Annotated in this window: 27 protein-coding genes and 1 riboswitch; all 27 genes read right to left on the reverse strand. The window is 31.5% G+C overall.

All coding sequences use genetic code 11. From position 1 onward, the window contains the following. Window positions 1–305: 305 nt before the first annotated feature. The 27 genes from gcvPB to M4L39_RS03840 all read right to left on the reverse strand — a co-directional run bounded on the left by gcvPB (window position 306) and on the right by M4L39_RS03840 (window position 24,012). The gene (gcvPB, locus tag M4L39_RS03715; RefSeq protein ID WP_277580812.1) at window positions 306–1,784 is read right to left on the reverse strand and encodes an aminomethyl-transferring glycine dehydrogenase subunit GcvPB; all 1,479 of its coding nucleotides are present in this window, start codon (window positions 1,782–1,784) and stop codon (window positions 306–308) included. Further along, entirely contained in the window at window positions 1,771–3,123 is a 1,353-nt protein-coding gene (gene gcvPA, locus M4L39_RS03720) for an aminomethyl-transferring glycine dehydrogenase subunit GcvPA (protein WP_277580813.1), read from the reverse strand. The genes gcvPB and gcvPA overlap by 14 nt, the downstream gene beginning before the upstream one ends. Window positions 3,124–3,140: 17 nt before the next feature. Further along, window positions 3,141–4,232 (reverse strand): glycine cleavage system aminomethyltransferase GcvT, encoded by a 1,092-nt coding sequence (gene gcvT / locus M4L39_RS03725; RefSeq protein WP_277580814.1) that lies wholly within the window; start codon window positions 4,230–4,232, stop codon window positions 3,141–3,143. A gap of 75 nt (window positions 4,233–4,307) precedes the next feature. Beyond that, a riboswitch (glycine riboswitch) is annotated at window positions 4,308–4,414 on the reverse strand. Beyond that, window positions 4,411–4,926, reverse strand: a complete 516-nt coding sequence (locus M4L39_RS03730) for a shikimate kinase (RefSeq protein ID WP_277580815.1) — start codon at window positions 4,924–4,926, stop codon at window positions 4,411–4,413. Its footprint overlaps the riboswitch before it by 4 nt. 164 nt (window positions 4,927–5,090) lie before the next feature. After that, window positions 5,091–5,471, reverse strand: coding sequence for a ComGF family competence protein (locus M4L39_RS03735; RefSeq protein ID WP_277580816.1), 381 nt, complete (start codon window positions 5,469–5,471; stop codon window positions 5,091–5,093). A 34-nt stretch (window positions 5,472–5,505) separates the two neighbouring features. Beyond that, entirely contained in the window at window positions 5,506–5,805 is a 300-nt protein-coding gene (locus tag M4L39_RS03740) for a hypothetical protein (protein WP_277580817.1), read from the reverse strand. After that, a complete protein-coding gene (gene comGD, locus M4L39_RS03745; RefSeq protein ID WP_277580818.1) occupies window positions 5,792–6,238 on the reverse strand; it encodes a competence type IV pilus minor pilin ComGD in 447 nt (148 codons plus the stop codon). The genes M4L39_RS03740 and comGD overlap by 14 nt, the downstream gene beginning before the upstream one ends. Further along, complete coding sequence (gene comGC / locus M4L39_RS03750; protein ID WP_277580819.1) at window positions 6,216–6,533, reverse strand: competence type IV pilus major pilin ComGC; 318 nt, start codon at window positions 6,531–6,533, stop codon at window positions 6,216–6,218. Before comGC ends, comGD begins: the two co-directional genes overlap by 23 nt. Before the next feature lie 24 nt (window positions 6,534–6,557). Continuing rightward, the gene (gene comGB, locus M4L39_RS03755; RefSeq protein ID WP_277580820.1) at window positions 6,558–7,625 is read right to left on the reverse strand and encodes a competence type IV pilus assembly protein ComGB; all 1,068 of its coding nucleotides are present in this window, start codon (window positions 7,623–7,625) and stop codon (window positions 6,558–6,560) included. Then, complete coding sequence (gene comGA / locus M4L39_RS03760) at window positions 7,597–8,571, reverse strand: competence type IV pilus ATPase ComGA (protein ID WP_277580821.1); 975 nt, start codon at window positions 8,569–8,571, stop codon at window positions 7,597–7,599. The genes comGB and comGA overlap by 29 nt, the downstream gene beginning before the upstream one ends. 101 nt (window positions 8,572–8,672) lie before the next feature. Then, complete coding sequence (locus tag M4L39_RS03765; RefSeq protein WP_277580822.1) at window positions 8,673–9,296, reverse strand: MBL fold metallo-hydrolase; 624 nt, start codon at window positions 9,294–9,296, stop codon at window positions 8,673–8,675. A 1-nt stretch (window position 9,297) separates the two neighbouring features. Further along, the gene (locus tag M4L39_RS03770) at window positions 9,298–9,621 is read right to left on the reverse strand and encodes an MTH1187 family thiamine-binding protein (protein ID WP_277580823.1); all 324 of its coding nucleotides are present in this window, start codon (window positions 9,619–9,621) and stop codon (window positions 9,298–9,300) included. Beyond that, window positions 9,621–10,607 carry a glucokinase gene (locus M4L39_RS03775; RefSeq protein WP_277580824.1) on the reverse strand — a complete coding sequence of 329 codons (987 nt, stop codon included), beginning with the start codon at window positions 10,605–10,607 and terminating at the stop codon, window positions 9,621–9,623. Before M4L39_RS03775 ends, M4L39_RS03770 begins: the two co-directional genes overlap by 1 nt. A 431-nt stretch (window positions 10,608–11,038) precedes the next feature. Next, window positions 11,039–11,119 (reverse strand): hypothetical protein, encoded by an 81-nt coding sequence (locus M4L39_RS14590; protein ID WP_431197624.1) that lies wholly within the window; start codon window positions 11,117–11,119, stop codon window positions 11,039–11,041. 700 nt (window positions 11,120–11,819) lie between these two features. Then, on the reverse strand, window positions 11,820–12,020 hold the full coding sequence (locus M4L39_RS03780; RefSeq protein ID WP_002512453.1) for a YqgQ family protein: 201 nt from the start codon (window positions 12,018–12,020) through the stop codon (window positions 11,820–11,822). Next, the gene (locus tag M4L39_RS03785; protein WP_277580825.1) at window positions 12,004–13,461 is read right to left on the reverse strand and encodes a rhomboid family intramembrane serine protease; all 1,458 of its coding nucleotides are present in this window, start codon (window positions 13,459–13,461) and stop codon (window positions 12,004–12,006) included. Before M4L39_RS03785 ends, M4L39_RS03780 begins: the two co-directional genes overlap by 17 nt. Window positions 13,462–13,475: 14 nt before the next feature. Beyond that, a complete protein-coding gene (locus tag M4L39_RS03790; protein ID WP_277580826.1) occupies window positions 13,476–14,015 on the reverse strand; it encodes a 5-formyltetrahydrofolate cyclo-ligase in 540 nt (179 codons plus the stop codon). A gap of 149 nt (window positions 14,016–14,164) precedes the next feature. Beyond that, a complete protein-coding gene (rpmG, locus tag M4L39_RS03795) occupies window positions 14,165–14,314 on the reverse strand; it encodes a 50S ribosomal protein L33 (RefSeq protein WP_002483181.1) in 150 nt (49 codons plus the stop codon). A 130-nt stretch (window positions 14,315–14,444) separates the two neighbouring features. Continuing rightward, a complete protein-coding gene (locus M4L39_RS03800) occupies window positions 14,445–16,496 on the reverse strand; it encodes a peptidoglycan D,D-transpeptidase FtsI family protein (protein ID WP_277580827.1) in 2,052 nt (683 codons plus the stop codon). Window positions 16,497–16,618: 122 nt separating this feature from the next. Continuing rightward, on the reverse strand, window positions 16,619–17,218 hold the full coding sequence (locus tag M4L39_RS03805) for a superoxide dismutase (protein ID WP_046465435.1): 600 nt from the start codon (window positions 17,216–17,218) through the stop codon (window positions 16,619–16,621). Window positions 17,219–17,680: 462 nt separating this feature from the next. Further along, window positions 17,681–18,094 (reverse strand): Fur family transcriptional regulator, encoded by a 414-nt coding sequence (locus M4L39_RS03810; protein ID WP_277580828.1) that lies wholly within the window; start codon window positions 18,092–18,094, stop codon window positions 17,681–17,683. Beyond that, a complete protein-coding gene (locus M4L39_RS03815) occupies window positions 18,084–18,944 on the reverse strand; it encodes a metal ABC transporter permease (protein WP_277580829.1) in 861 nt (286 codons plus the stop codon). Before M4L39_RS03815 ends, M4L39_RS03810 begins: the two co-directional genes overlap by 11 nt. Further along, the gene (locus tag M4L39_RS03820) at window positions 18,941–19,714 is read right to left on the reverse strand and encodes a metal ABC transporter ATP-binding protein (RefSeq protein WP_277580830.1); all 774 of its coding nucleotides are present in this window, start codon (window positions 19,712–19,714) and stop codon (window positions 18,941–18,943) included. Before M4L39_RS03820 ends, M4L39_RS03815 begins: the two co-directional genes overlap by 4 nt. A 119-nt stretch (window positions 19,715–19,833) precedes the next feature. Beyond that, window positions 19,834–20,724 (reverse strand): deoxyribonuclease IV, encoded by an 891-nt coding sequence (locus M4L39_RS03825; RefSeq protein WP_277580831.1) that lies wholly within the window; start codon window positions 20,722–20,724, stop codon window positions 19,834–19,836. 9 nt (window positions 20,725–20,733) lie between these two features. Beyond that, window positions 20,734–22,074 carry a DEAD/DEAH box helicase gene (locus M4L39_RS03830; RefSeq protein WP_277580832.1) on the reverse strand — a complete coding sequence of 447 codons (1,341 nt, stop codon included), beginning with the start codon at window positions 22,072–22,074 and terminating at the stop codon, window positions 20,734–20,736. A 156-nt stretch (window positions 22,075–22,230) separates the two neighbouring features. Continuing rightward, on the reverse strand, window positions 22,231–23,334 hold the full coding sequence (locus M4L39_RS03835; RefSeq protein ID WP_277580833.1) for a Nif3-like dinuclear metal center hexameric protein: 1,104 nt from the start codon (window positions 23,332–23,334) through the stop codon (window positions 22,231–22,233). Next, window positions 23,335–24,012 carry a tRNA (adenine(22)-N(1))-methyltransferase gene (locus M4L39_RS03840; RefSeq protein ID WP_277580834.1) on the reverse strand — a complete coding sequence of 226 codons (678 nt, stop codon included), beginning with the start codon at window positions 24,010–24,012 and terminating at the stop codon, window positions 23,335–23,337. Window positions 24,013–24,065 lie beyond the last annotated feature (53 nt).

Consider the following 24,065-nt stretch of genomic DNA (forward strand, 5'->3'; position numbering starts at 1 on the left):
TTAGCTTAAATCTACATACTCATTTTTATAGCGGATTATTGACCTTGTTGGGTTAATAATCCGCTATTTTCATATCTATAAAAGTTAATAAAAGAGATTGTGATTCAGTAAACTTTCAGTCATTATTCCCTTGCAGGCTTTAGCACGTTACAAAAGAAGTATGATTGTTTAATTAAACACTTCGGCATAATAAGGTGAATTGAATGGATCATAAGAATTATATAACGAAAAAAGTACTACTCCTATTAAAATTTTAACGGAGTAGTACTTTTATTATGAGAAAGAGTATTCATTACCCAAGTGTTTTATTCTTTTTCTGAACGCAGATTTTCAAATTTCAATACTGGATGACGTGCAGCTTTCGTTTCATCCAATCTATCTATAATTGTAGTATGAGGTGCTTCCAATACTTTATCAGGATCTTCTTTAGCTTCCGTAGCTATTTCAATCATTTTATCACAGAAATAATCTAAAGTATCTTTAGATTCAGTTTCTGTTGGTTCAATCATCATACCTTCATCCACGTTAAGTGGGAAATAAATTGTAGGTGGATGAACACCGAAATCTAATAAACGTTTAGCCATATCTAATGTACGCACACCGTGTTCTTTTTGTTTAGAACCGCTTAAAACAAATTCATGTTTACAATGTTGTTCATATGGAATTTCAAAGTGGTCTTTTAATCGAGCTTTAATATAGTTAGCATTTAACACAGCAGCTTCTGAAACTTCTTCAAGACCTTTATTACCCATCGTACGAATGTAAGTATAGGCTCTTAAATAAATGCCGAAGTTGCCGTAGAACGGTTTAACACGCCCGATTGAATTTTCAATATCATTATCGTATTTATATTCATTGCCTTCTTTAACAACCATAGGTTTTGGTAGGAAACTAGCAAGTTCTTTCTTAACGCCTACTGGACCTGAACCAGGTCCACCGCCACCATGAGGCCCTGTGAACGTTTTGTGTAAATTTAAGTGAACAGCATCAAAGCCCATATCACCTGGCCTTACTTTATCCATGATCGCATTTAGGTTAGCACCATCATAGTATAATAAGCCGCCTGCTTCATGAACGATATTTCTGATATCCATGATATTCTTTTCAAAAATGCCTAAAGTATTAGGATTTGTGAGCATAATTGCAGCCGTTTTTTCATTAACTAAGCGTTTCAAATCATCAATATCAACCTCACCACGTTCGTTCGATTTCACTGTAACTGCTTTAAATCCTGCAAATGCAGCTGAAGCTGGGTTCGTACCATGTGCTGAGTCAGGAACGATAACTTCATCACGATGACCTTCACCATTTTTTTGATGATAAGCTTTGAAAATCATTAATGCAGTCCATTCACCATGTGCACCAGCAGCTGGTTGTAATGTAACTTCATCCATACCTGTAATTTCTTTTAACTCTTCTTGCAAACTATGAATAATTTCTAATGAACCTTGTACTTGTGATTCATCTTGTAATGGATGTGATTCTGCAAACCCTGGTATTCTAGCAATTTTCTCATTAATTTTAGGGTTATACTTCATCGTACATGAACCTAATGGATAAAAACCTGAATCAACACCAAAGTTTTTGTTTGAGAGTTCAGTATAATGGCGTACCAAATCTAATTCTGCAACTTCTGGTAATTCTGCTTTGTTTTTTCTGATGAATTTATCATCTAACAATTTATCTACAGCACCATTATTAATTTCTTTCTGTGGTAACGAGTATGCATAACGATCTTTTTTAGAACGTTCGAAAATTAGTGGACTAGATTTACTTACTACCATTTAATTCACCTGCTTTCTTAACAAATGTATCTATTTCATCTTTCATTCTTAATTCTGTTACAGCAATTAACATATGATTATTAAAGTCGTCAGAAGCTTCGCTTAAGTCAAATCCTCCGATAATTCCTTCTTCAATTAGTGCATCGTTAACTTCTTTAACTGGTTTGTCGAATTTAACTACAAACTCATTAAAAGATGTGCCATTAGCAACTTCAAAACCAGCTTGTTTGAACTGATCTTTAGCATAATTAGCATTTTCAAAGTTTCGTACCGCGATATCATAAATACCTTGTTTACCTAAAGCTGACATACAAATTGAGGAAGCTAAAGCATTTAATGCTTGGTTTGAACAAATATTTGATGTCGCTTTATCACGACGAATATGTTGTTCGCGTGCTTGTAAAGTTAATACAAAACCACGATTGCCCTCTCCATCTTCAGTTTGTCCTACCAAACGTCCAGGTATTTTTCTCATTAATTTTTTAGTTGTCGCGAAGAAACCACAATGAGGACCGCCAAATTGTGCAGGTATACCAAATGGTTGGGTATCTCCGACAACAATATCTGCTCCAAAACTACCCGGAGGTGTTAATAAACCTAATGCAAGTGGGTTTGCATATACAATCATTAAAGCCTTTTTATCTTCAATGAATGAATTGATTTTTTCTAAATCTTCAACAGAGCCATAGAAGTTTGGATATTGTACAGCAACTGCTGCTGTATCATCATCAACCGCTGCTTCAAGCTTTTCTAAATCTGTAATCGTACCATCTAAATCAACTTCAACGATTTCAAATTCTTCACGTGTTTTAACATATGTTCTTAATACCTGTAAGGCTTGATAATGTAAACCTTTAGATACAACAACCTTATTTTTACGAGTTTGGTTGAAAGCTAATATACATGCTTCTGCAAAACTTGTAATGCCATCATACATTGATGAGTTAGCTATATCCATATCAGTTAATTCACAAATTAACGTTTGAAATTCGAAAATTGCTTGTAATTCACCTTGGGAAATTTCTGGTTGATAAGGTGTATACGCAGTATAAAATTCTGAACGTGAAATCATTGCATCAACAACAGCTGGAGCATAGTGATCATATACCCCTGCACCTAAAAATGACGAATGCGTTTCTTTAGTAATATTTTTGTTAGCAATTCTGCTTAATCGCTTACTCAATGTTGTTTCTGATTCAGCATCAGGTATAGCTAACTCTCTTCCCAGTAAAATCTCTTTTGGAACGTCTCCAAAAAGTTCTTCAATAGAATTAGCTCCAATAGTATCTAACATTTCCTTTTTATCTTGCTCTGTTAATGGAATATAACGATGACTCATAGTAACACCCCTTTGGATTATTTAGTAATTTGGTTTTTCTTAACAATTTTAGCTTTAAGTTGTCTTTTTCTAACTTGTACAATCACTTCTTTACCCATTTCAAAAGCGTCGCGATTGATTAAAGCTAAACCAATTGATTTACCACTCAATGGCGACTGTGTACCAGAAGTGATTTCACCAATTTCATTGCCATCTACATCATAGACTGTGTAACCAGTTCTTGGGATACCTTTGTCTATCATTTCTAGACCAACAGTTCGTCGTTTTGAACCATTTTCTTTTTGGTCTTTTAGTACACTTTTACCAATAAAGTCAGCTTCGATTAATGGTTTTGCAGCAAATGCAATACCAGCTTCATATGGTGTTATAGACTCCGTTAAGTCTTGACCATGTAGTGGCAGTCCAGCTTCAAGTCTTAATGTATCTCTTGCACCTAGTCCGCAAGGTTGTACACCGAATTCAAGAATTTTTTCCCATAAGTAAGGTGTATCTTCTGCATTACAATAAATTTCGAATCCATCTTCACCTGTATAACCTGACTGCGAAAGGATTACATTCTTTCCAAAGAATTCAACGTTTTGTTTAAAATCAAAAGGTTTCATTTCTGCTACGTCAACGTTAACATGTTGTTTAACTAAATCACGTGCTTTAGGACCTTGAACTGCTAATTGACCATAGTCATTTGATGCATTAATTACTTCTGCATCAAAATTTGTAGCATTTTCTTTCATCCATTCAAAATCTTTATCTGTATTCCCAGCATTTACTACTAATAGATAAACTTTTTCATCTAACTTATAAGTAATTAAATCATCAATAATCCCACCATTTTCGTTACATAACGCGGTATATTGAGCTTTAGTAGTAGTTAAGTTCTCAATATCATTTGAAAGAAGATATTGTACTAACTCATCTGCTTCAGAGCCTTTAATAATAATTTCTCCCATATGACTTACATCAAACAAGCCAATTTCAGTTCTTACTGCATTATGTTCCTCTTTTATACTTGAAAACTGAACTGGCATTGCCCAGCCACCAAATTCTACAATTTTAGCACCACTATCAACAAAATTTTGGTAAAGCGGCGTATGTTTTAGTTCGTTAGACATGAAGAAACCTCCTAAAAATTTTATAAAAAAAAACAGAGTAGACTAAGCTACCCTGTTTAAGATACTCCAGGAATGCGTCACAGTATTATCCTTTTGCCTGAGAGTTTCGTTAAACTTGCACCTTCGGCGATGGGCTAATGTTATATATAATATAACTTGCCATTCTCTCTAATACTGGTCATTCGCATGTTAACTCTTCCATGATTTCTTTGTGTAAATCTGAAAGAGAATTACTACTATTCATTTTTCTGAATGCGATTTCATTATATCTTGAAACCCTAGATGAATACAAGCTTTTTAAATCGGAAAATGATTTATTATTAGCATTCGGTCTGTTGTTATCATTTTTGATTCTATTGTAAACAATTGTCAAATCACAATCTAACCAAATAATATTAGTTTGTTGTTTTAAGAGGGTGTATGACTTGTCGCCTTCTATAATGCCACCACCAGTAGAAATGATATCAAAACGATCAATACACTGTTTTAAGTACTTATATTCTAATGAACGAAAACCACTTTCACCTAATTGTTCAAAAATATGAGGAATTGTTTTGTTCTCTTGTTGAATGATATAGGCGTCTAAATCAACATAAGTGAGGTGATTAGCTTTAGCAAGATATTTACCTAAAGTTGTCTTACCAGTTCCCATAAATCCTATAAGGATAATTGGCTCTAAAATGTTATTCTTCAAAAATATCTTCCTTTTTTATAAATAAATTGATTTGTTTTTCATAATAAGATTCAATATTGTCTAACGTTTTTAGCTGGACGCTAAATTGAAACGTATAGATTGTTATTAAAGATAAATATAGCATAAAAATAACCATCACAAAAGGATATATGTAGCCCGATATATTAAAAATGAATTTGTTTTTCAAATGTCTTATCCTTATCAAATATTTTTAAGTTAACAACTAAAGATTTATTTTCTGAAAACTGAAATTTCATAGCTTTTACGTTATTAAGTAATGTAATATTCCCTTTTCCATTAATAGATTTAATAATTTTATTATTTTTAAATCTATAAGAAATCAGTTTATTTTTCTCTTTAATTAAAAGTTGAGTTTCTTTTGATTTATCTATAATTATATTAGCCTTTCTGTTCATTAAATCTTGAGTTAAATCTCTCGCAAAAAATTCACTTTCTATATTTAAATGATCATTAGCTAGAATACTCAAAGTTGTAGTTGATTTGAATAATGGAGGAATTATCGTTAGTAACAATACAGTTATCATTAATGCAAATAGCACCTCGATATAAGTGAAAGCATTAATCTTTTTTATAATAGCAAAGTGCATTTCTTGTTTTCCTTTTTATTATACAAATTTTATGCTCTTTCAAAGTTAAATTATATTCATCCAAAATCAATCCCTTTTTCAATTCTGGTGTACTGTAGTGATGCATTGAAAGTAATAAGATTCTTTTCATTTCAATTTGTGATAATTTTTCTTTCGTAACTTGATTTAATTGTAATAACATTGGTAAAAATAATACACAGATAGTAGTAATAATAGAGAAAGATATAATAGCATCTAAAAATAAAGAAGCAGTGACATTATATTTTTTCAAATCTCATCCTTCCTTTTTCAATGTGGAAAATGATTTTATATAATCGGTTATTTATAGATAGATAAAGTGTTCCAAATTTATTAGTATCACCATTTTTATTAAAAGTTAAATAATTTATATTTGTGCTCGGATGAATATAGGTATTTTTAGTTAACTGTATAGTAGGATTTTCATGTTGAGGTTCTCTAATAATAATCTTCGAGGAAAAAGTGTTGAAGATTAAAGTGATTGGTTGATTATCTTTAATTGCTTTAGATTTTAAATAGTTAAATTGCATAATTAAATTAGTCATAGAATGATTATTCGATTGAAGTGAATAATCATTTAGAGAGATGTATCTTACTTGTAAAAATAATAACAAACTTGCAATACCTAAAACCAATAGCATTTCTATATAAGTAAATGCCCTACTAATTAGCAACTGCTTCACCATTATTTATTGAAATTATCGAACCAGTTTTACATCGTTTTTGGTTTTCGTTAATATAGCCTTCTGATACAAGATCATCAATTGATGTTGGCTTTTTATTGTATTTTAAAGAATAAGCTTCAATTTGACTGTCTATCATTTTCAGTTGAGCTTCACAACCAGTAGTTTGTATATGTGATGATTGTTTTGCAATGTTAGGAATAATTAAAATAAGCAGTAAACTTATAATTAATAAAACAAGCAACATTTCGATGAGTGTAAATGCTTCTTTATTAAATAGTTTTTTAAAGTTTTTCATAAAGTGCATATGCTTCTTTCCTTTTCATTTAATTGTTTGCATTAAATCAAACATTGGTAACATAATAACGAGGTATAAAGATACGATGAGAAAAGCTAATAATGTGAAAATACAAGGTTGAATAAATTTTATGAGGAGTTGCAAGTAACGTTCTATTTGTGAAATAATCATCTCGCTATATAATTTTAATTCTATTTCAACTCTACCTTTTTTCTCTCCTTCTTCTATAAATTCTGTTAATCCTTTTTCAAAACAAGCGATATTAGTTAAAATTTCACTGAGTTTTAATCCGTTTTGAGTGCCAAGTGCGATTCGCTCAGCTAAAAAATTTAAATACTTATCATTGTGTTGTTGAGCATAAATTTCTACTATTTTTTGTAAGTTCACACCATTTTTATAAAACAAAGAGAATTCAGAAGCAATTCGATATGTTTTATAAAGTTTGAAAAATTTGCGAATGATAGGAAATGTTAAAACAACTTTATGTTTATGCTGTATGGATAAAGTGTTGTAATAAAGTATAAATGCTATTGAAGTAATTAACAGAAATATAATGAAGTAAGTTATGAAAGTAGGAAGACCGATAATTAATGTCGATAAAAATTGTTGTAAAGTCGATGTTTGCACATCCATATTGCTATATAAATTTTGAAATTCTGGAATAATAGTGTGATTTACAACGATTAACATCGTGATGAATATCATTAATAATAATAAAGGATATTGTAGTGTTTTTAGTAGCGCTTTTTTAGCTTTATAATTTCTCAATAAATAATCATGCGCATGAGCTAAACTCATAGGTAAATCACTAAATATCTCCGAGAAATAAATAAGCATCACCACAGGCTTTGGATATTTTAATATGTGAAGTATTTGATGACAGCTCGCACCATTTTTTAATTCTTCTTCAATTAAGGCAGTTACTTTAGGTGATTTAACTTTAATATGTTGTAATAAAAAGCTAAAGGCTTCAGAAAGTGTGAATCCATGTTCAAGTAAATCTTTCAATCTTATTAGAAGCTCTATTTGATTTTTTGCGGTTATTATCTTATATTTGGGTGTTTTAAACGTAGCGATAAACTGTTTCTTCACAAATCACACCTTCTTTAGACATTTGATTTAAATGAAACGATAAATTATGAAAATGCTTTGGTAATGTGTAATCATTATTAAAAAAATAACTTATATCGTGTTGTAGTAACTGCTCATATATTAATTTTCTTTCACTGTTATATGTTGTAATCAGTCTTTGATTTAACACACTCAAAATAGATTGATTCATTTCTTGTTTGGTTATGCCCATTTCTAATAATCTTAATAATGCACCCTTACAATTGTTAGCATGTATTGTAGTTAGTACCAAGTGACCACTTAAGCTTGCTTGAATTACATATTTTGCAATCATGGGGTCTCTAATCTCTCCAATAAGTATAATGTCTGGGTCACACCTTAGTATCGCCTTAAAAGAACTCTCATAATTAATACCTGCTTTTTCATTGATTGAGACTTGAGTAATACCTTCAACTAACTGTTCCACAGGATCTTCTACTGTTATGATATTTAATCCTAACTTTTCTTTTGCATACATAACCATATGATACATTAGTGTGCTTTTACCAGACCCAGTTGGACCACTAAATAGTATTAAACCTTGCTTTTTATTCATTAATGCATACAAATTTTCGATATTCTGGGTGATATTTTGCTTTTGAAAATATTGGGGAATGATTCTTACAACACAACTTTCATTACCGAGAGACAATGGTAACGTAGAGATTCTTAAATAAAATATTTGTTTTAGTTTGTATATGTATCTGCCACTTTGTGCGGAATTATGTTTCGATACATCTAATCCAGCTTGATATTTCATATAAGTAAGCAGTTTTCTATAAACATGTGTCTGAATCGACTCAATAAAAGTTAAATCATCCTGAATTCTAAATTTGATATACACCTCCTTATCAGAAGGTATAAAGTGTATATCAGTAGCATTTCTCTGGATCGCTTTCTCAAGTACATTGTTGAATAATAACTTCAAAAAAATCACCTCCTACTTATAAACACGTAGGAGGTGACGAAATTACTTTGCTTATTATATTTTTTAGCCAAATTTATAATCTTAATTGACATGACTATATATTAACCGTGTAAATAAGGATTTAATTGCTCATCCTCAACTGTAGTATGCGGCCCATGACCTGGGAATAATGGTAAATCATCGTCTAGCTTGAATAATTTATCCAGTATGGAATTAACTAAAGTTTCATAATCACCTTTATACAAATCTGTTCTGCCTATACCTTGATTGAACAATGTATCACCAACAACCGCAAATTCATTGAAAACGAATGATAAACTACCTGGAGAATGTCCAGGTGTGTGAAGGACTTCGAAATTAAAGTCAGCGATTTGTGCTTTACCTTCTTTAAGTGCTATTGGTGTCGCTTTACTCTTTATAATTGGCATGCCATATTGTTTGAACTTTTCAGAACCATTTTTTTCAGTATTTGTTAAAAAATCAAATTCTGATTTATGCATATAAACTGGCACATCATATTTATTAATAATATCATCTAGCGCGCCAATATGGTCAAAATGTGCATGTGTTAACAATACCGCTTTTAACGATTTATTAATTTGATTTAGCTTTTTAATTATTAACTCGCTATCACTGGCAGGATCTACTAAAATGACTTGCTTATCATTTTCAATAAAATACGTATTTGTATCAACCAAACCTAAAGTTAAACTCGAAATTCTCACCCTAGTTGCCCCCATTTTCCAAATGATTTTGGACAGCTTTCACCTTATCATTCATTTTGCGAGACTTATCACGACGATCATCAATTCTTATATTCGTACAAACACGGTCTAAACCTTTATCAAAAGGTAATTCATGAATTGCTTGAACGACCTCAAATAAATCTTTTAAGTCACCCTCAATTAATGTGTTCATAGGCGTCAATTGATAATCTATTTTGCCTTGCGCTTTATATTCTTTTAATTTTGTTTGTATTTCTGCAATATATTTACTAACACTCGGACCATCTGTACCGACTGGTATAACAACTACATCAACTATAGCCATTATTTAACACCATCCTTTTCAATTATATAAGTATAAATTAAACCGGCTGCTCCGGTAATACCAGCATCATTTCCAAGTTGTGCTTGAACTATTTCTGTACCTTGTTGTGCTGGTGTAAATGTTAAATTATGATACTCTGTTTTAATATTTTCAATTAATATTAAACCAGCTGTGGACATGCCACCACCTAAAACAATATATTTAGGGTTACTTGTAACACTAATAATACTGCATAAGTACGCAATATAATTTGCTACACGTTCAGTAATAAAAATACTGAATTGATCTCCAGCTTTCGCCGCATCGAATACTGCTTTTGCACTTACTTCATTATCTTTAATTAACTGTAAAATTGATGATTTAAACGTTAACTTAGGATAGTAAAAATTGACTAAATTAACTACACCGGTTGCAGACGCAACGGTTTCAATACAACCTGACTTACCACAATTACAACGGAAACGCTGATCATGGTCTACCCTAAAGTGTCCAATCTCTGCACCAGAACCATTATGACCATGTACAATCTCTCCATTAGAAATAATACCGCCACCTAAGCCAGTTCCTAGTGTTATAGCCACAACATCATCTGAACCATTACCAGCGCCTTTATGTTTTTCACCTAATGCTGCAACATTCGCATCATTATCAACGTAAACTGGGCAATCTACAAACTGTTGGAATATATGTCGTACATTAACACTTTCAGTCCAATATAAATTAACTGCCCCATTTACTTCGCCCGTTTCAAAATTCACTGGACCTGGGACACCTATACCGACACCGATGACGTTAGAAAAAGTATAGTCAGATTCATCTATATAATTTACGAAAGAATCATAAACATTTTTTAGTAGTAAATAGCCGGTAGCATCAGACGTATCAGTATCAATTGACCATTTTGCTATGCGATCAAGATTTTCGTCAAAAGCACCTAATTTACATGTTGTTCCACCAATATCTGCTGCTAATATGATTTTATTCATTTATTTATTCATCCTTCTCTGTTTTTTTGAAAGGGTCTACTTTCTTTCACTGTAGTTTAAAAACTCTTATATATCAAGGGTTTTGGAGATTTTACACCAATATGTACTTCATGGTTTCCACCGTTTTTAAAATAATTAACCCTTTTTTACACTTAAAATATCATTAGATATTTCCTTATATACATTTTAATCTTAATCAATTCTCAATTGCAATTATAATGAACAATACACACCTGTTTATCTAGGTAGGACTTTACTAATATTTATCCAATTTCATAAAATTTGATTATAATTTTATGTTTTGTTAACTTATAAATAGAAAAGGGCAACACACATACGTGCATCGTCCAAATGAGCCCATTAAAAAGACGGTGGTCTTGTTCTTAAATTATATACTTAATAACCATCGAACCTACCAAAGTTAGCGATGGTTATTTTTTATAGTCATTTTCACTAATTAATACTAAACCAATGATTGATAAAACAACCATCAGCATTTCATAATCAGTCATGCTACTCCTTTCTAGGAGTCAAACCGTATTTCGTTCGAATACTTCTTCAAATCTTGTTTGATTTCATCCATCATATCATTCTGTTTATGAAGTGATTATGTCTGAAGCATTTGGTATATCACAAGTAACAGTTCGTGGTAACTATTCTACTTTCTAATCAATAAAGTAGCTCATCCCCGGTTAAATCAGGATAGACCAGATGTTAACTCGTCTAGTCTTTTTTATGAGAATTTAATAATGCCTTTTATATTTATAGCATTTTTAGCAAATAATAGTAACATGAACAGAAATATTTAAAAATACGCAAAGTAATATTAAATATCACTACTACGTGAAGATTAAAGCCTCATACACAGGCAAATGAAAACATATGAGTATAGTTTTTTTGAACAAAAAAATAAAACCTCTCAAAAAGAGGATGTGTTGAAATTAGGAATTAATAAAAAAGTTACATTGGGTCCATTCTGCTTCACTCATATTAGTTTACTAGTAAAAATGAATATTTCACTAAAAGTAATTATGAAACGTGCAGATATAAGCATGAAAAGACAATGCTACAAATATATACTCAAGCTACAGAAAACATAGACAAACAAATGATTCGATAACTAGAAAGCATATCTAGCATGAAATTTTGGTCTTTTTCATTCTTAACTAAAGCAAACCCCCTGTAAACACAGCGGTTACAAGGGATAGAATCTTATTTATTCATTCTTCTTTGATTTATAATTAATATACATTTTAAATATTCATCATTTGTTAATAATTTATAATCATATAATGATTTTATTTCTTGTTCCATCATTTCATACATATCATTTTTGTCTTTAAAATATATAATAAAGCCAAACTTTTTTAAAAGCTGAAGTACATCATAAAAGTTGTTAATCTTTTGATTCACTATCATCGCTCAATTCTTTATTTAAATTAATATAATCATTATTACTTGGATCTGCCTTTAGCGCAGCTTTTATATATTTTTTTGCTTCGTCATCATCTTCAAGAGACCTACTTGCAATCGCTAGTTGATAATTTAAAAGACCTGAGTCAGGAAAATATCTCAAGCCTCTTTCCCAACTTGCGACACCTTCAGATTTTGAGTTTAAGGTTGCATTGATAAGTCCATGCAGATAATATGTTTCGTCATCTGCATAGTTCTTATTTATCGTATCTTCAACCATATCTTTGGCTTCATTATATTGGCCTTGCTTCATTTCATTCGAAATAATTGTATTATATATGTTATCTTCATTGATTGTAAAAATACGAATTTGTGCTGCTATAAATAAAACAAGCATTAGAATTAATAAGAACCAAAAGCGATTTTGATTCGTTTTGTAATAATAGCCGATTAATGTAATTAATAGACCACCTGCAAAGCCGCCTATGTGTGCGACAATATTAATATTTTGCATAAATAAGGATAATCCTATCATTATTACAAGAACAATTAGCAACTGACCAATCAGCTTACGATTAAACTGTTTTCCTACATACATAAAGCCGAATATAGCACCAATCAAGCCGAATATTGCCCCACTCGCACCTGCAGAAACAGTGTCAATATTGAATGACAATGATGCAAAATTACCAAACAGTCCAGCAATAATGTAGATAACAAACATACGCCAATGACCTACGATAGACTCCACAATTTTACCAAAAATGAATAAACTTAGCATATTCATTAAAATGTGTTCAAAATCATAATGTAGAAAAATAGATGAAATCAATCTATACCATTCACCATGTACAACATTAAAGTGCACAAGTCCACCCACATCTAACATTTTCAAATCTGAAAATCGATTTAAAAACAGAACCATTGCAAGCCAGATAATAATATTGATTGCAATTAATGTGTAGGTTACAGGAGAAAACTTCAACATATGTTTTTCAATGGGATTATTATTTAACGCACGTTGCTTATATTGATATTTTGTTAGTTTAGTATCTCGATTATAAACCTTCTTCATTATGAAATTCGGCATAATTCTTTCAGCGTGACTTGCTTCTCTAATAATTTTCACTTTAAATTTAAGTGGTTTTAACTCATTTAAATTTTCGTCGGTAAAAACTTTATCTGTGAATATGTATAATTCATAATTTTTAGGTGAAAAATCTAAAAACGAAACGATATTCTCTTCGTTTTCTTGAATTCTACTTTTAGAAAATCTAACTTCTTGAGTGGAATTTGCACCAAATTCAAAGATAGCAACAGACTGTTTTTTCTTATTTGCTAACCAAATTTCACTATCATCTTGATTACGATGAACAACATGATAATTAAAATATTTAATCCAAGTGTAGATACACTTCCAATAATGTTTTTCTGTAATCATTTCTGCCTCCATAATTAAGTTGTTGCTATTATTAATTTTTCAACGGGCTGATCATGTGATTCAACTTCAAAGTCACCAAGTTGGAAGTCATAAAGTAAACTTATCGTCGGTTGGGCATTTTGACTTAAAAACTTATCAAAATAGCCACCACCGTATCCAATGCGATATCCACTATGATTAAATACCACGCCAGGAACAATTAATAAGTCTAATTGATTTGAAATTTCCGTATCGGCTACCACATGATTAATTTCTTTATCATCTGGTCCAATATGATCAAGACTATCTACATGTTTAAATGTCATTTTTTTGCTTTTATAATTTGTTTCAGGTACAAAAACAGTCTTACCTTCATTAAGCATTTGTTCAATGATAGAATATGTATTTACTTCATGTGGCATAGATAATACAATGCCTACGCGTTTTGCTGATTTATATTCACTTGTATCAAATAAATGATTGGCAAGATATTCATCTGAAGCTTGTTTATGATTATTAGACATAAAAGATTTCATTAATTCAATCTTATCTTGGCGTAATACTTTTTTACTCATAACATACACCTTCCCGTTAATTATACTCCTATTATTATAACGTTAATGAATTACAATGTCATTAAACTGCATTTTTAAAAGATTAATCAATTTACTTTTCATAAAAAAATAACCAGATTCTAATAATAGAATCTGGTTCAAAATATGAATTATTTTGTTTCACGGTGCATAGTGTGTTTGTTGTCACGAGCACAATGTTTTTTCATTTCTATACGTTCAGGATTAGTACGTTTATTTTTTGTAGTAATGTAGTTTCTTTCTCCACATTCAGTACAAGCTAGAGTTACGTTTACGCGCATGCTAATTCCTCCTTACCTTTTCAAAATACGACCTACTAATCATACCATTTAGTTATAAAATTGAAAAGTATTAATTTTTCAATAAACACCACTATGTCGGTATTTTTATTAAATAGTACCTTAAAATGTTTTAATTTTTGTCTTTTTCTTTAAAATAATAGTTTATAACATCTTTACCTAAATCTCCGCCGTTTAACCAAGGTTCAGGTACGGGTTGATTGGTATATACAATTGAGAAAGCTAATTGCGGATTTTTGATTGGTGCATAGCCAACATATGTTGCATTTACTTTAGGGTCGCCATCTTGGAATACTTCGGCTGTTCCTGTTTTACCTGCTGATGGTACTACAGTATCGTTAAAACTTTCATATCCTGTACCTTCTTCTTCATTAAAGGCCATTTTAAATCCTTCTTGTACTTGGTTAACTTCTTCTTCAGTGTTATTAACCTTGTTTAACACGTCGCCTTTAAATTTTTCTTTTACTGGACCAAGTGTGTCTTTATTAGTAGCATCCCTTACTTCTAATCCGATATGTGGCTGCACTCTATAGCCATCGTTAGCAATGGTAGAAGCGTATTGTGATAATTGTAACGGTGTATATGTGTCATACTGACCAATTGCTAAATCTAAAAAGTTACCTGGATTATCAGTTAAAGGTTCAATTTGTCCATTTGTCTCGTTAGGTAAATCAATGCCTGTTTTAACACCTAGTCCAACTTGGTTTAAACCTTTACGTAATTTTTGACCTGCTTCTGAAATATCTGAAGGCAATGTCATGTTTGGTGTATAAGCAGATCCAGCGATTTTCAGTGCAGTTTTAAACATATATACGTTGGAAGAGTGCATCAATGCTTCTTTGTCATCAATAGTCACTTTACCGTCTTGGTTAAAGTAAGAACTTTTCTTAAGACCACCAGCAAATTCTAATGGCTTGTCGACCATTTCTTCGCCTACATTAATTGCATCGTTTTGGTAACCTGCTAATAGTGTACCACCTTTTATAGAGGAACCTACCGCATATTGTGAAGTGAATGTACCGATATCATAATCAGTTAAATCACCATTCTTATCAATTTGTTTACCTGCCATTGCTAGGACATCACCATTGTTTGGATTTTGGACCACAATCATTGCATTATCCATATCTTTAGCACCTTCACTACGCAATTTTTCGATTTGTTTTTCTAGGTACTCTTCAGTTTTTTTCTGTAGTTCTATATCGATACTTAGAACTAAATCATCACCACGTGAGCCTGGATTTATGACTTTTGAGTCAATAACATCTCCGGATTTATCCGTGGTATACTTCATTTCTTTCTTCTTACCTTTTAGAACGTCATCATATTGATATTCTAAATAAGATTTACCTACACGATCATTACGTGAATAGCCTTTAGATAAATATTTTTCAGTTAATTCTTTTGGAATTCCTTCTTCACTTGTGGAAACATCACCAAATATACCTCTCAACGTATCATCATGTGGGTATTTTCTATCCCAATCCATTGTAGTATTGACTCCTGGCATTTCTGATAATTTTTGAGATACTGCTGCATATTCTTCATCAGTAACGTCTTCATTCTTAATCATTTGTGGATCTAAAGCCGATCCTGACATCATTTCTCTATATATAGATAGTATCTGCAAATCTTCACCAGTTAATGTATCGGTTTGTTTAGCACCAATCTTTTTATATAATGATTCATCATAGTCATCTTGAGAAATACTGCCATCTTCTAAAAGCGCTTGCTCTTCTTTCATCAAATCTTCAGCTTTATTAGGGTGAATTTGAATCCAATAATCTTGCTTATCTCTGTCTGTAATTTTATCTGTATCCATTTCAATTAAGCGAGACAAGTCTTTAGCAATTTTTAAAACCTCTGATTGGGATGTTTTTCTGCCCCTTGCATATGTAATCGCCTTTTTAGATGCATTATCAACGAGAACTTTACCGTTTCTATCTAAAATTCGGCCTCTTGGCACAGCTTCATTAACAGTTAAATTTTCACTATTTTTAATGAGTTGCTCATAACGGGATCCTTCAGCAATTTGTAAATAACCCAATCTTAAAACAATTACTGCGAAAATGAATACAATAACACCAAAAATAAAACTGATTCTTTTATTCATTGTATTTCTAATCTTTTCATCATTTGATTTTTCTTTTAGTCTTTTTAGCAAAACAACATACCTCTATTCAAAAGTTCTCACTACAAATGATATATGAAATCAGACAATATTTCTATTATTTTAGTTAAAAAAAATGACGACCTTTGAAAAGGCCGTCATAATCGCCTGCTTAATTATTTAGCAGCATTATATAATTCGTCAACTTTTTCCCAATTTACAACGTTCCAAAATGCACTAATATAATCTGGACGTTTGTTTTGGTATTTAAGGTAATAAGCATGTTCCCAAACATCTAAGCCTAGGATAGGTGTTTTACCTTCAGTTAATGGGTTATCTTGGTTAGGTGTAGTAACGATTTCTAATTTACCATCATTTACAACTAGCCATGCCCAACCTGAACCGAAACGTGCTGCAGCTTGGTTAGCAAACTCTTCTTTGAATGCGTCTAAAGAACCCCATTGTTCTTTAATTTTATCAACAACAGTACCTTTTTCTTCAGAGTTTGGAGTTAATAATTCCCAAAATAATGAATGGTTTAAGTGTCCTCCACCATTATTGCGAACAGCTGTTTGAATGTTTTCTGGTACACTGTCTAAGTTTGCAACAATTTCTTCGATTGATTTAGATTCTAAATCAGTTCCTTCAACTGCTGCATTTAATTTAGTTACATAAGTGTTATGGTGTTTGTCATGGTGAATCTCCATTGTTTGTTGATCAATGTGTGGTTCCAATGCATCAAAACCATAAGGTAAGTTTGGTAATTCAAAAGCCATAAATAATCATCCTCCTAATTAATCTTAAATAAAGCATAACAAGTTATATTAATGACAACAATTAATATGCTTGTGAAAGCATTATATAGTCATAAAATAATATTTGTCATCTTTCGTTCCTTTATTAGTATATCTCAAATCAGACCTATTTAAACATCTTTGACGAACTATTTTAAAAATTCAATTTAATTCATACTAACGGCCTATGTTTAATTCTCTAATTTTTAGTAGAAAGAATTATTTTGTGATGTTTTACAAGTTATGAAATAATGAATTTGTTGATTTTGTATGCTCAATTTATTCATGCTCACTCTCCTAGTATATAAATGATATTGAATAAAATAAGATACAAGTAATCCCCTTCAAATCAACTTATCATATTAATTTCAAACTAAAAAAACAAGCCAAACGCGTTTTATAACGTCGGCTTGTACATTACATTTCGGGCTTAGTTTAAATAAACTAAGCTTTTTGACAAAATTCACAAACGCCGTAGACTTCTAATTTGTGTGTATGAATATCTACTTGTGGTAGAAAAGCTTTGATTTGCTCAATCGGACAAAAATCAATCACTTTAGTATCACCGCATGATTCACAAATAAAATGATGATGGTGATGATCTGTACAAGCAATTCTAAATTTCATCTCTCCATCAAGTTCTGTACCTTCTACAATTCCTAAATTTTTAAAAAGATGTAAGTTACGATATATGGTATCAAAAGAAATGCCAGGATAATTTTCATCCATTTTTTGTTGAATGTGCTTTGCATTAATATATTTATCTTCAGCAACGAAGATATCTATCATTTCTCGTCTTTTATTTGTATATTTATGACCGTTTGCTTTGATTATGTCAATCGCTTCTTCAGTTTTCATTTTTAACAGCCCCTTTTACCGTTCTTATTTTAAATTTCTGGTAAACCATCGTTATTGCAAGGATAAGCACAAGTAATACTACAATCACACCACCAGGAGAAATGTTCATATAAAACGCTAAAACTAATCCACCGATAACTGACAGTTCTCCAATAACAACACTTAAGATGATTAACTGTTTAAAACCTTTCGTCATGCGCATTGCGATAGCTACAGGTAATGTGATTAATGCACTTACCAGTAAGATGCCTACGACGCGCATTGAAGCTGATATGACCATAGCCACAATAATTATAAATAGAAACTGTATCCATTTAGGAATGCCAATGACTTTACTGTACTCCTCATCAAATGACAATATAAATAACTCTTTATAAAAAGATAATATAAACGCAATCACAATGATTACAATAACGATAATAGTGACTAAATCACTTTCAGTTACCGCACTAATTGAACCAAAGAGTAAACCAACAATCTCTTGATTAAAACCATCTGCAAGAGAAATAAAAATCGCACTCAATGCTATACCTGCACTCATAATGATAGGAATCGCAATTTCTTGATAATTACTGTAAGAAGTTCTAAGGTTTTCAATTAATAGTGCTCCTATAATAGCAAAAAGAATACCAAACCACATAGGATTTATAAATGTGAAAGCTGGTATAATCGTAACGACAAACATGCCAAATGAAATACCACCTAAAGTGACATGACTTAATGCATCAGCAATAAGTGATAACCTTCGTACAACAATAAAAGCACCGATTAAAGGTGCAATCAGACCAATAAGTACACCACTAATTAAAGAGTAGCGCATGAAATCAAAATTAAGTAATGCTTCTATCATGATGAACAACACTCCCTACTATGTTGGTGATCTACAAATTGAATAGGGTGTCCATATATTTTCGATATTTCAACTTCATCCAATGATTTGAAATCTTCAGTAGAACCATGAAAATGTAAATGTTTATTTAGGCATGCTACTTCAGTAGCTGTATCAGCAACAACACCAATATCATGCGTCACTAAAATTATTGTTACACCTTCATGTTTAAGTGTCTCTAATGTTTCATAAAATTCACTTACATGTTTAGCATCGATACCGCTTGTAGGTTCATCTAATATTAACACTGATGGCTCGCTAATTAAGGCTCTAGCTATTAATACACGTTGCTGTTGTCCTCCTGAGAGTTCAGCTATGTTTTTATCTATCAAGTGTTCAATATTCAATCTCTTTAATACTTTTTTCACTTTGCCTTCATCGGTTTTATTAAACCATTGAAGCATTTTTTTACGTTTAGTCAGTCCACTAATTACGACCTCTTTAACGCTTGCTGGAAAACCAGCTTTAAAAGCTTGCGCTTTCTGGGAAACATAACTTATTTTTAGCATAGACTGTTTTCCATTGTAATCTTTACCATCAACATAAATTTGTCCTTTTTGTATAGGCAATAATCCAAGTATAATTTTTAGCAAAGTTGATTTACCTGCCCCATTTGGGCCGACTATTGCTAGAAATTCCCCACGATTAATTTTAATATTTATATTTTCAAGTACTTGTTTATTGTCAAAATAATAATCAATATTTTTTAATTCGAATACTGGCGTAGACATGTTTTCACCTCGTTTTATACTATACAACGTAGATATCATTATGTAAATAGTAATCTTTACGACTTATCAAAAAAACGAACACTTTTATTTAGTAAAAGTGTTCGTGCTTTATATTAAATTTATTGATTCAAAAGTTTGTTTTGTAATTCAGGATCAAATTGTTGTTGTTTTAACATTTCAATTTCTAGTTTGTAAGGTGGTTTTTTACTCTTTTTATCTTCACCCACGAAAGGTGTTTCTAAAATCTTAGGTATATCTTTAAATGACTCGTGATGAACAATGTAATTTAAAGCGTCAAAGCCGATATAACCAAAGCCAATGTTTTCGTGTCTATCTTTATGCGCACCAATATCGTTTTTACTATCATTCACGTGTACAACTTTAATTCTATCCACGCCAACGATTTTATCAAATTCATTTAGTACACCATCAAAATCTTCTTTAACATTGTAACCTGCATCGTGCGTATGGCATGTGTCAAAACACACTGACAATCTTTCATTATGATTGACGCCATCGATAATTTGGGCTATTTCTTCAAAATTTCTTCCAACTTCGGAACCTTTACCAGCCATTGTCTCTAAAGCAATTCTTACATTATTGTCATTAGTCAGCACTTCGTTAAGGCCTTCAATGATTTTTTTAATACCTACATCAGCGCCTTCACCTACATGTGACCCAGGATGAAGTACGATATCTTTTGCACCTAACGCTTGTGTACGTTCTATTTCACTTTGTAAGAATTCCACACCTAAGTCAAAAACATGTGGTTTTATAGTGTTAGCAATATTAATAATATAAGGCGCATGAACAACAATATTTGAAAGACCATGTTGTTCCATAATTTCATGACCTTTTTCAATATTTAATTCTTCGATAGGCTTTCTTCTAGTATTTTGAGGCGCACCTGTGTAAATCATAAAAGTAGATTCGCCCAATTTATGTGCTTCTTCTGCTGAACCTTCTAACATTTTTTTACCATTCATAGATACATGAGATCCCAATAACATAGTAGTCACCTATCCTTTTTTATTTTTCCTCTGTTGTCGGCTTTGTTGTTTACTAAATTGTTTACGTTCTTTAATTTTTAGATCGTCTAAATCACGCTTGAATTTCTTTTTATAACCAGGTTTAACTTTTTTCTTATTACTTTTTACTTTATGTTTTAATTCATTTGTTAAATGATCATCTTTATTTCTACGTTTTCGACGAGTATTATGGGCTTTTACAGCTTTTAATTCACCATCTTTGATGTCTACATTTTCAAATTCATAGCCACGTTGTTCAATCAAAGTAACATTTTCTTCTTCGTCTGGGCTATATAATGTAATTGCAACACCTTTGTATTGACCACGTCCTGTACGTCCGACACGGTGAGTAAAGAAATCAATATCTCTTGGTACGTCAAAGTTAATTACATGGCTCACACCGTCGATGTCTATACCACGTGAAGCTAAGTCACTGGCTATAACAAATTGGAATTCTAAGTTTCTAACACGTTTCATTTGTTGTTTACGCTCTCTTGGTGTTAAACCACCATGAATCATTCCTAATTTCAAACCGGACGCAGCTAATTGTTTTGCTAATTCGTCTGCGCTATCACGACTATTACAGAAAATAATACATAGATATGGATTTAAAATATCAATAAGTTTTAAAGTTTTTTCAACTTTTGCTTCACCTTTTGTTGGAATTAAATAGAATTCGATATTCTTTTTATTTTTTTGAGTATTTTCAATTTCAACATACTCAGGATTTTCTAAATATTTGTTTAAAAATGGGTGCAATGATTTTGGTATAGTGGCACTGAAAACTGCAATATGTGCATTTTCATCTAATCTTGTAGCCACATAATCTACTTCTTCGATTAAACCTAAATCAATCATTAAATCTGCTTCATCAATAACCAAATAAGAAGCTAAATGAACATGTAAATCCCCATTTTTGGCTAAGTCATTTATACGAGTCGGCGTACCAATAATAAGTTGTGGTTGATTTTTTGCTCGATTACGGTCTTTTTCTATATCTGTACCACCAATAAATAGCTTTACAGAGACTTCATCTTTAAATTTGGCTAAGTGACTAGCTACATCAAATAATTGTTGTGCTAGCTCTCGTGTAGGGGCTACGATAATTGCTTGTGGTTCTTTATAGTCTGTATTGATTGCATTCATTAATGGTAATAAAAATGCATGTGATTTACCTGTACCAGTCTGTGATTGACCTATTAAATTTACCTGTTTCATTATTTTTGGAATTACTCGACTTTGTATTTCAGTTGGTTGAGTAAAATTCAAATCCTTCACAGCGTCTAATAGACTTGGTTCTAAATTAAATTTCTCAAATGGGTGATTCGCCATGTCTTGGCCTCCTTAAATCTTCATCTTATCTATTATAAAGCATTAGCTTCTAATTTTGAACTAAATTATTTAATCATATTGCATGTCGTACTCATTCGGTGTAAATAATAATAACTCGAATCTACCTGTCATAAGTAAATTCGAGTTATTCACGTATTATATATATTCAAATGGATCTGTATTTAATTGGGATGCGTTTATATTGAAATTAATTTTTTCATTGGTTAACCATGTTAGTAAAAGTTGGCGCAATCCATCTTTCATCACATATTCACTATAATGGTTAATATCTAATAAATTAACACCTGCAATTTTAGCATCTAAAGCATCATGATGTTTAATATCTCCAGTCACAAATATATCTGCGCCCTTTTTAGCTGCAGCATATTCAAAACCGATACCTGAGCCACCAATAACCGCAACCGTTTTAATATGTGAATTTAAATCACCAGTAAATCGAACACTTGGCATATGCAATTGTGTTTTAACATGTTTAACAAATGATTCTGCAGACATAGATTCTTTAAGTTCACCAATCATACCTAAACCATAATTTGCTTCTTTTTCCATTTTTATAAAATCATAAACGGGCGTTTCATATGGATGATGTTGTGTGATTAATTGTTGAGCTAAAATGCGTTGATGGTCTTCAATCATAAATTCTAATTTATACTCTTCAACATGTTCTACTGAACCTAATTCACCAATATGTGGATTCGCATTATCTACTGGTTTAAATTGTCCATTACCTGGGCTTTCAAAGAAACAATATTCATAATCGCCTTCTTGTGCTAAACCAGCTTCACTTAGACTATTTTTAAAAGTTTCTAAATTTATTTTTGGAATAAAAACTTGGACTTTAAAATACGGAATTGTTTCTGGGTTTAAAATATGTTGATTGTGTAATTGGATTTTATTGGCAAGCATCGCATTAACACCATTTGGATAGACGTCTAAATTGGTATGCAAGGCAATAAGGTTAATGTTATTTTGAATTAACTTACGTATGATAGCACCATAGCCATCTTGCTGTGTAATACTTTTAACACCTTTAAAAATAAGTGGATGATGGCAAACTATTGTATTACAATGATTGATCAACGCTTCTTCAACTACATCAACAGTGCAGTCAAGCGCTGTCAGAATCCCTGTAACTTTAGAAGAAGTATCACCAATAAGTAAGCCAACATTATCCCACGATTCAGCCGTGTTCAATGGTACATGTTTATTAATAATACGAAGTAATTGTTCAATATTCATTTATATCACCTCATTGATTAAATTAATTTCATTATTGATTTCATTTAAGCGTTCGGCATGATGTTGCGGATTTAAATTCTGCTGTATTTTATATAATGCATCACGTTCGCGTTCCCATTTTTTGTAAAATAAATTATTCTTATGTTTCAATAATTCAGGTCCGAATTTTAATGCTTGTGATGATAATGTTTCAACATCTTCTAAATATTCTGCAACTATAATTTCATAAATATGGCCTTTTTCTTCTAGTATATCTTCAGCTATAATACTATAATTCATTTTTACAAGTTGTTTTCGTATGGCACTAGATTGGATATTACTTTGCATAATTAATCTCGGGTGTTTTGTTAATTTTCCAGAACCCTCAGCTAATATTTTAGCAATTAAAGGTCCGCCCATACCACAAATAGTAATCGATGAAATATCATCACTATCTTGTATTACGGACAAACCGTCTCCGAGTCTAACATCGATAACTGAATATAGTTGATGTTCAACGACATTGCGTTTTGATGCTTCAAAGGGTCCTTTAATTACTTCCCCAGCGATTGCTTTTAGCGTCAAGTTGTTTTCAATTGCAAAAATTGGTAAATATGCATGGTCCGAACCGATGTCCGCTAAACAATCACCTTGTATATAAGTACTTACTTTTTTTAATCTTTGATTTAATGGAATCATAAAAAGTTCTCCTCTATGTATATGTAAAAAGCTCTTTTGTACATCGTTGTACA

It is taken from the genome of Staphylococcus equorum, assembly GCF_029531845.1.
Lineage (GTDB): Bacteria > Bacillota > Bacilli > Staphylococcales > Staphylococcaceae > Staphylococcus > Staphylococcus equorum_C.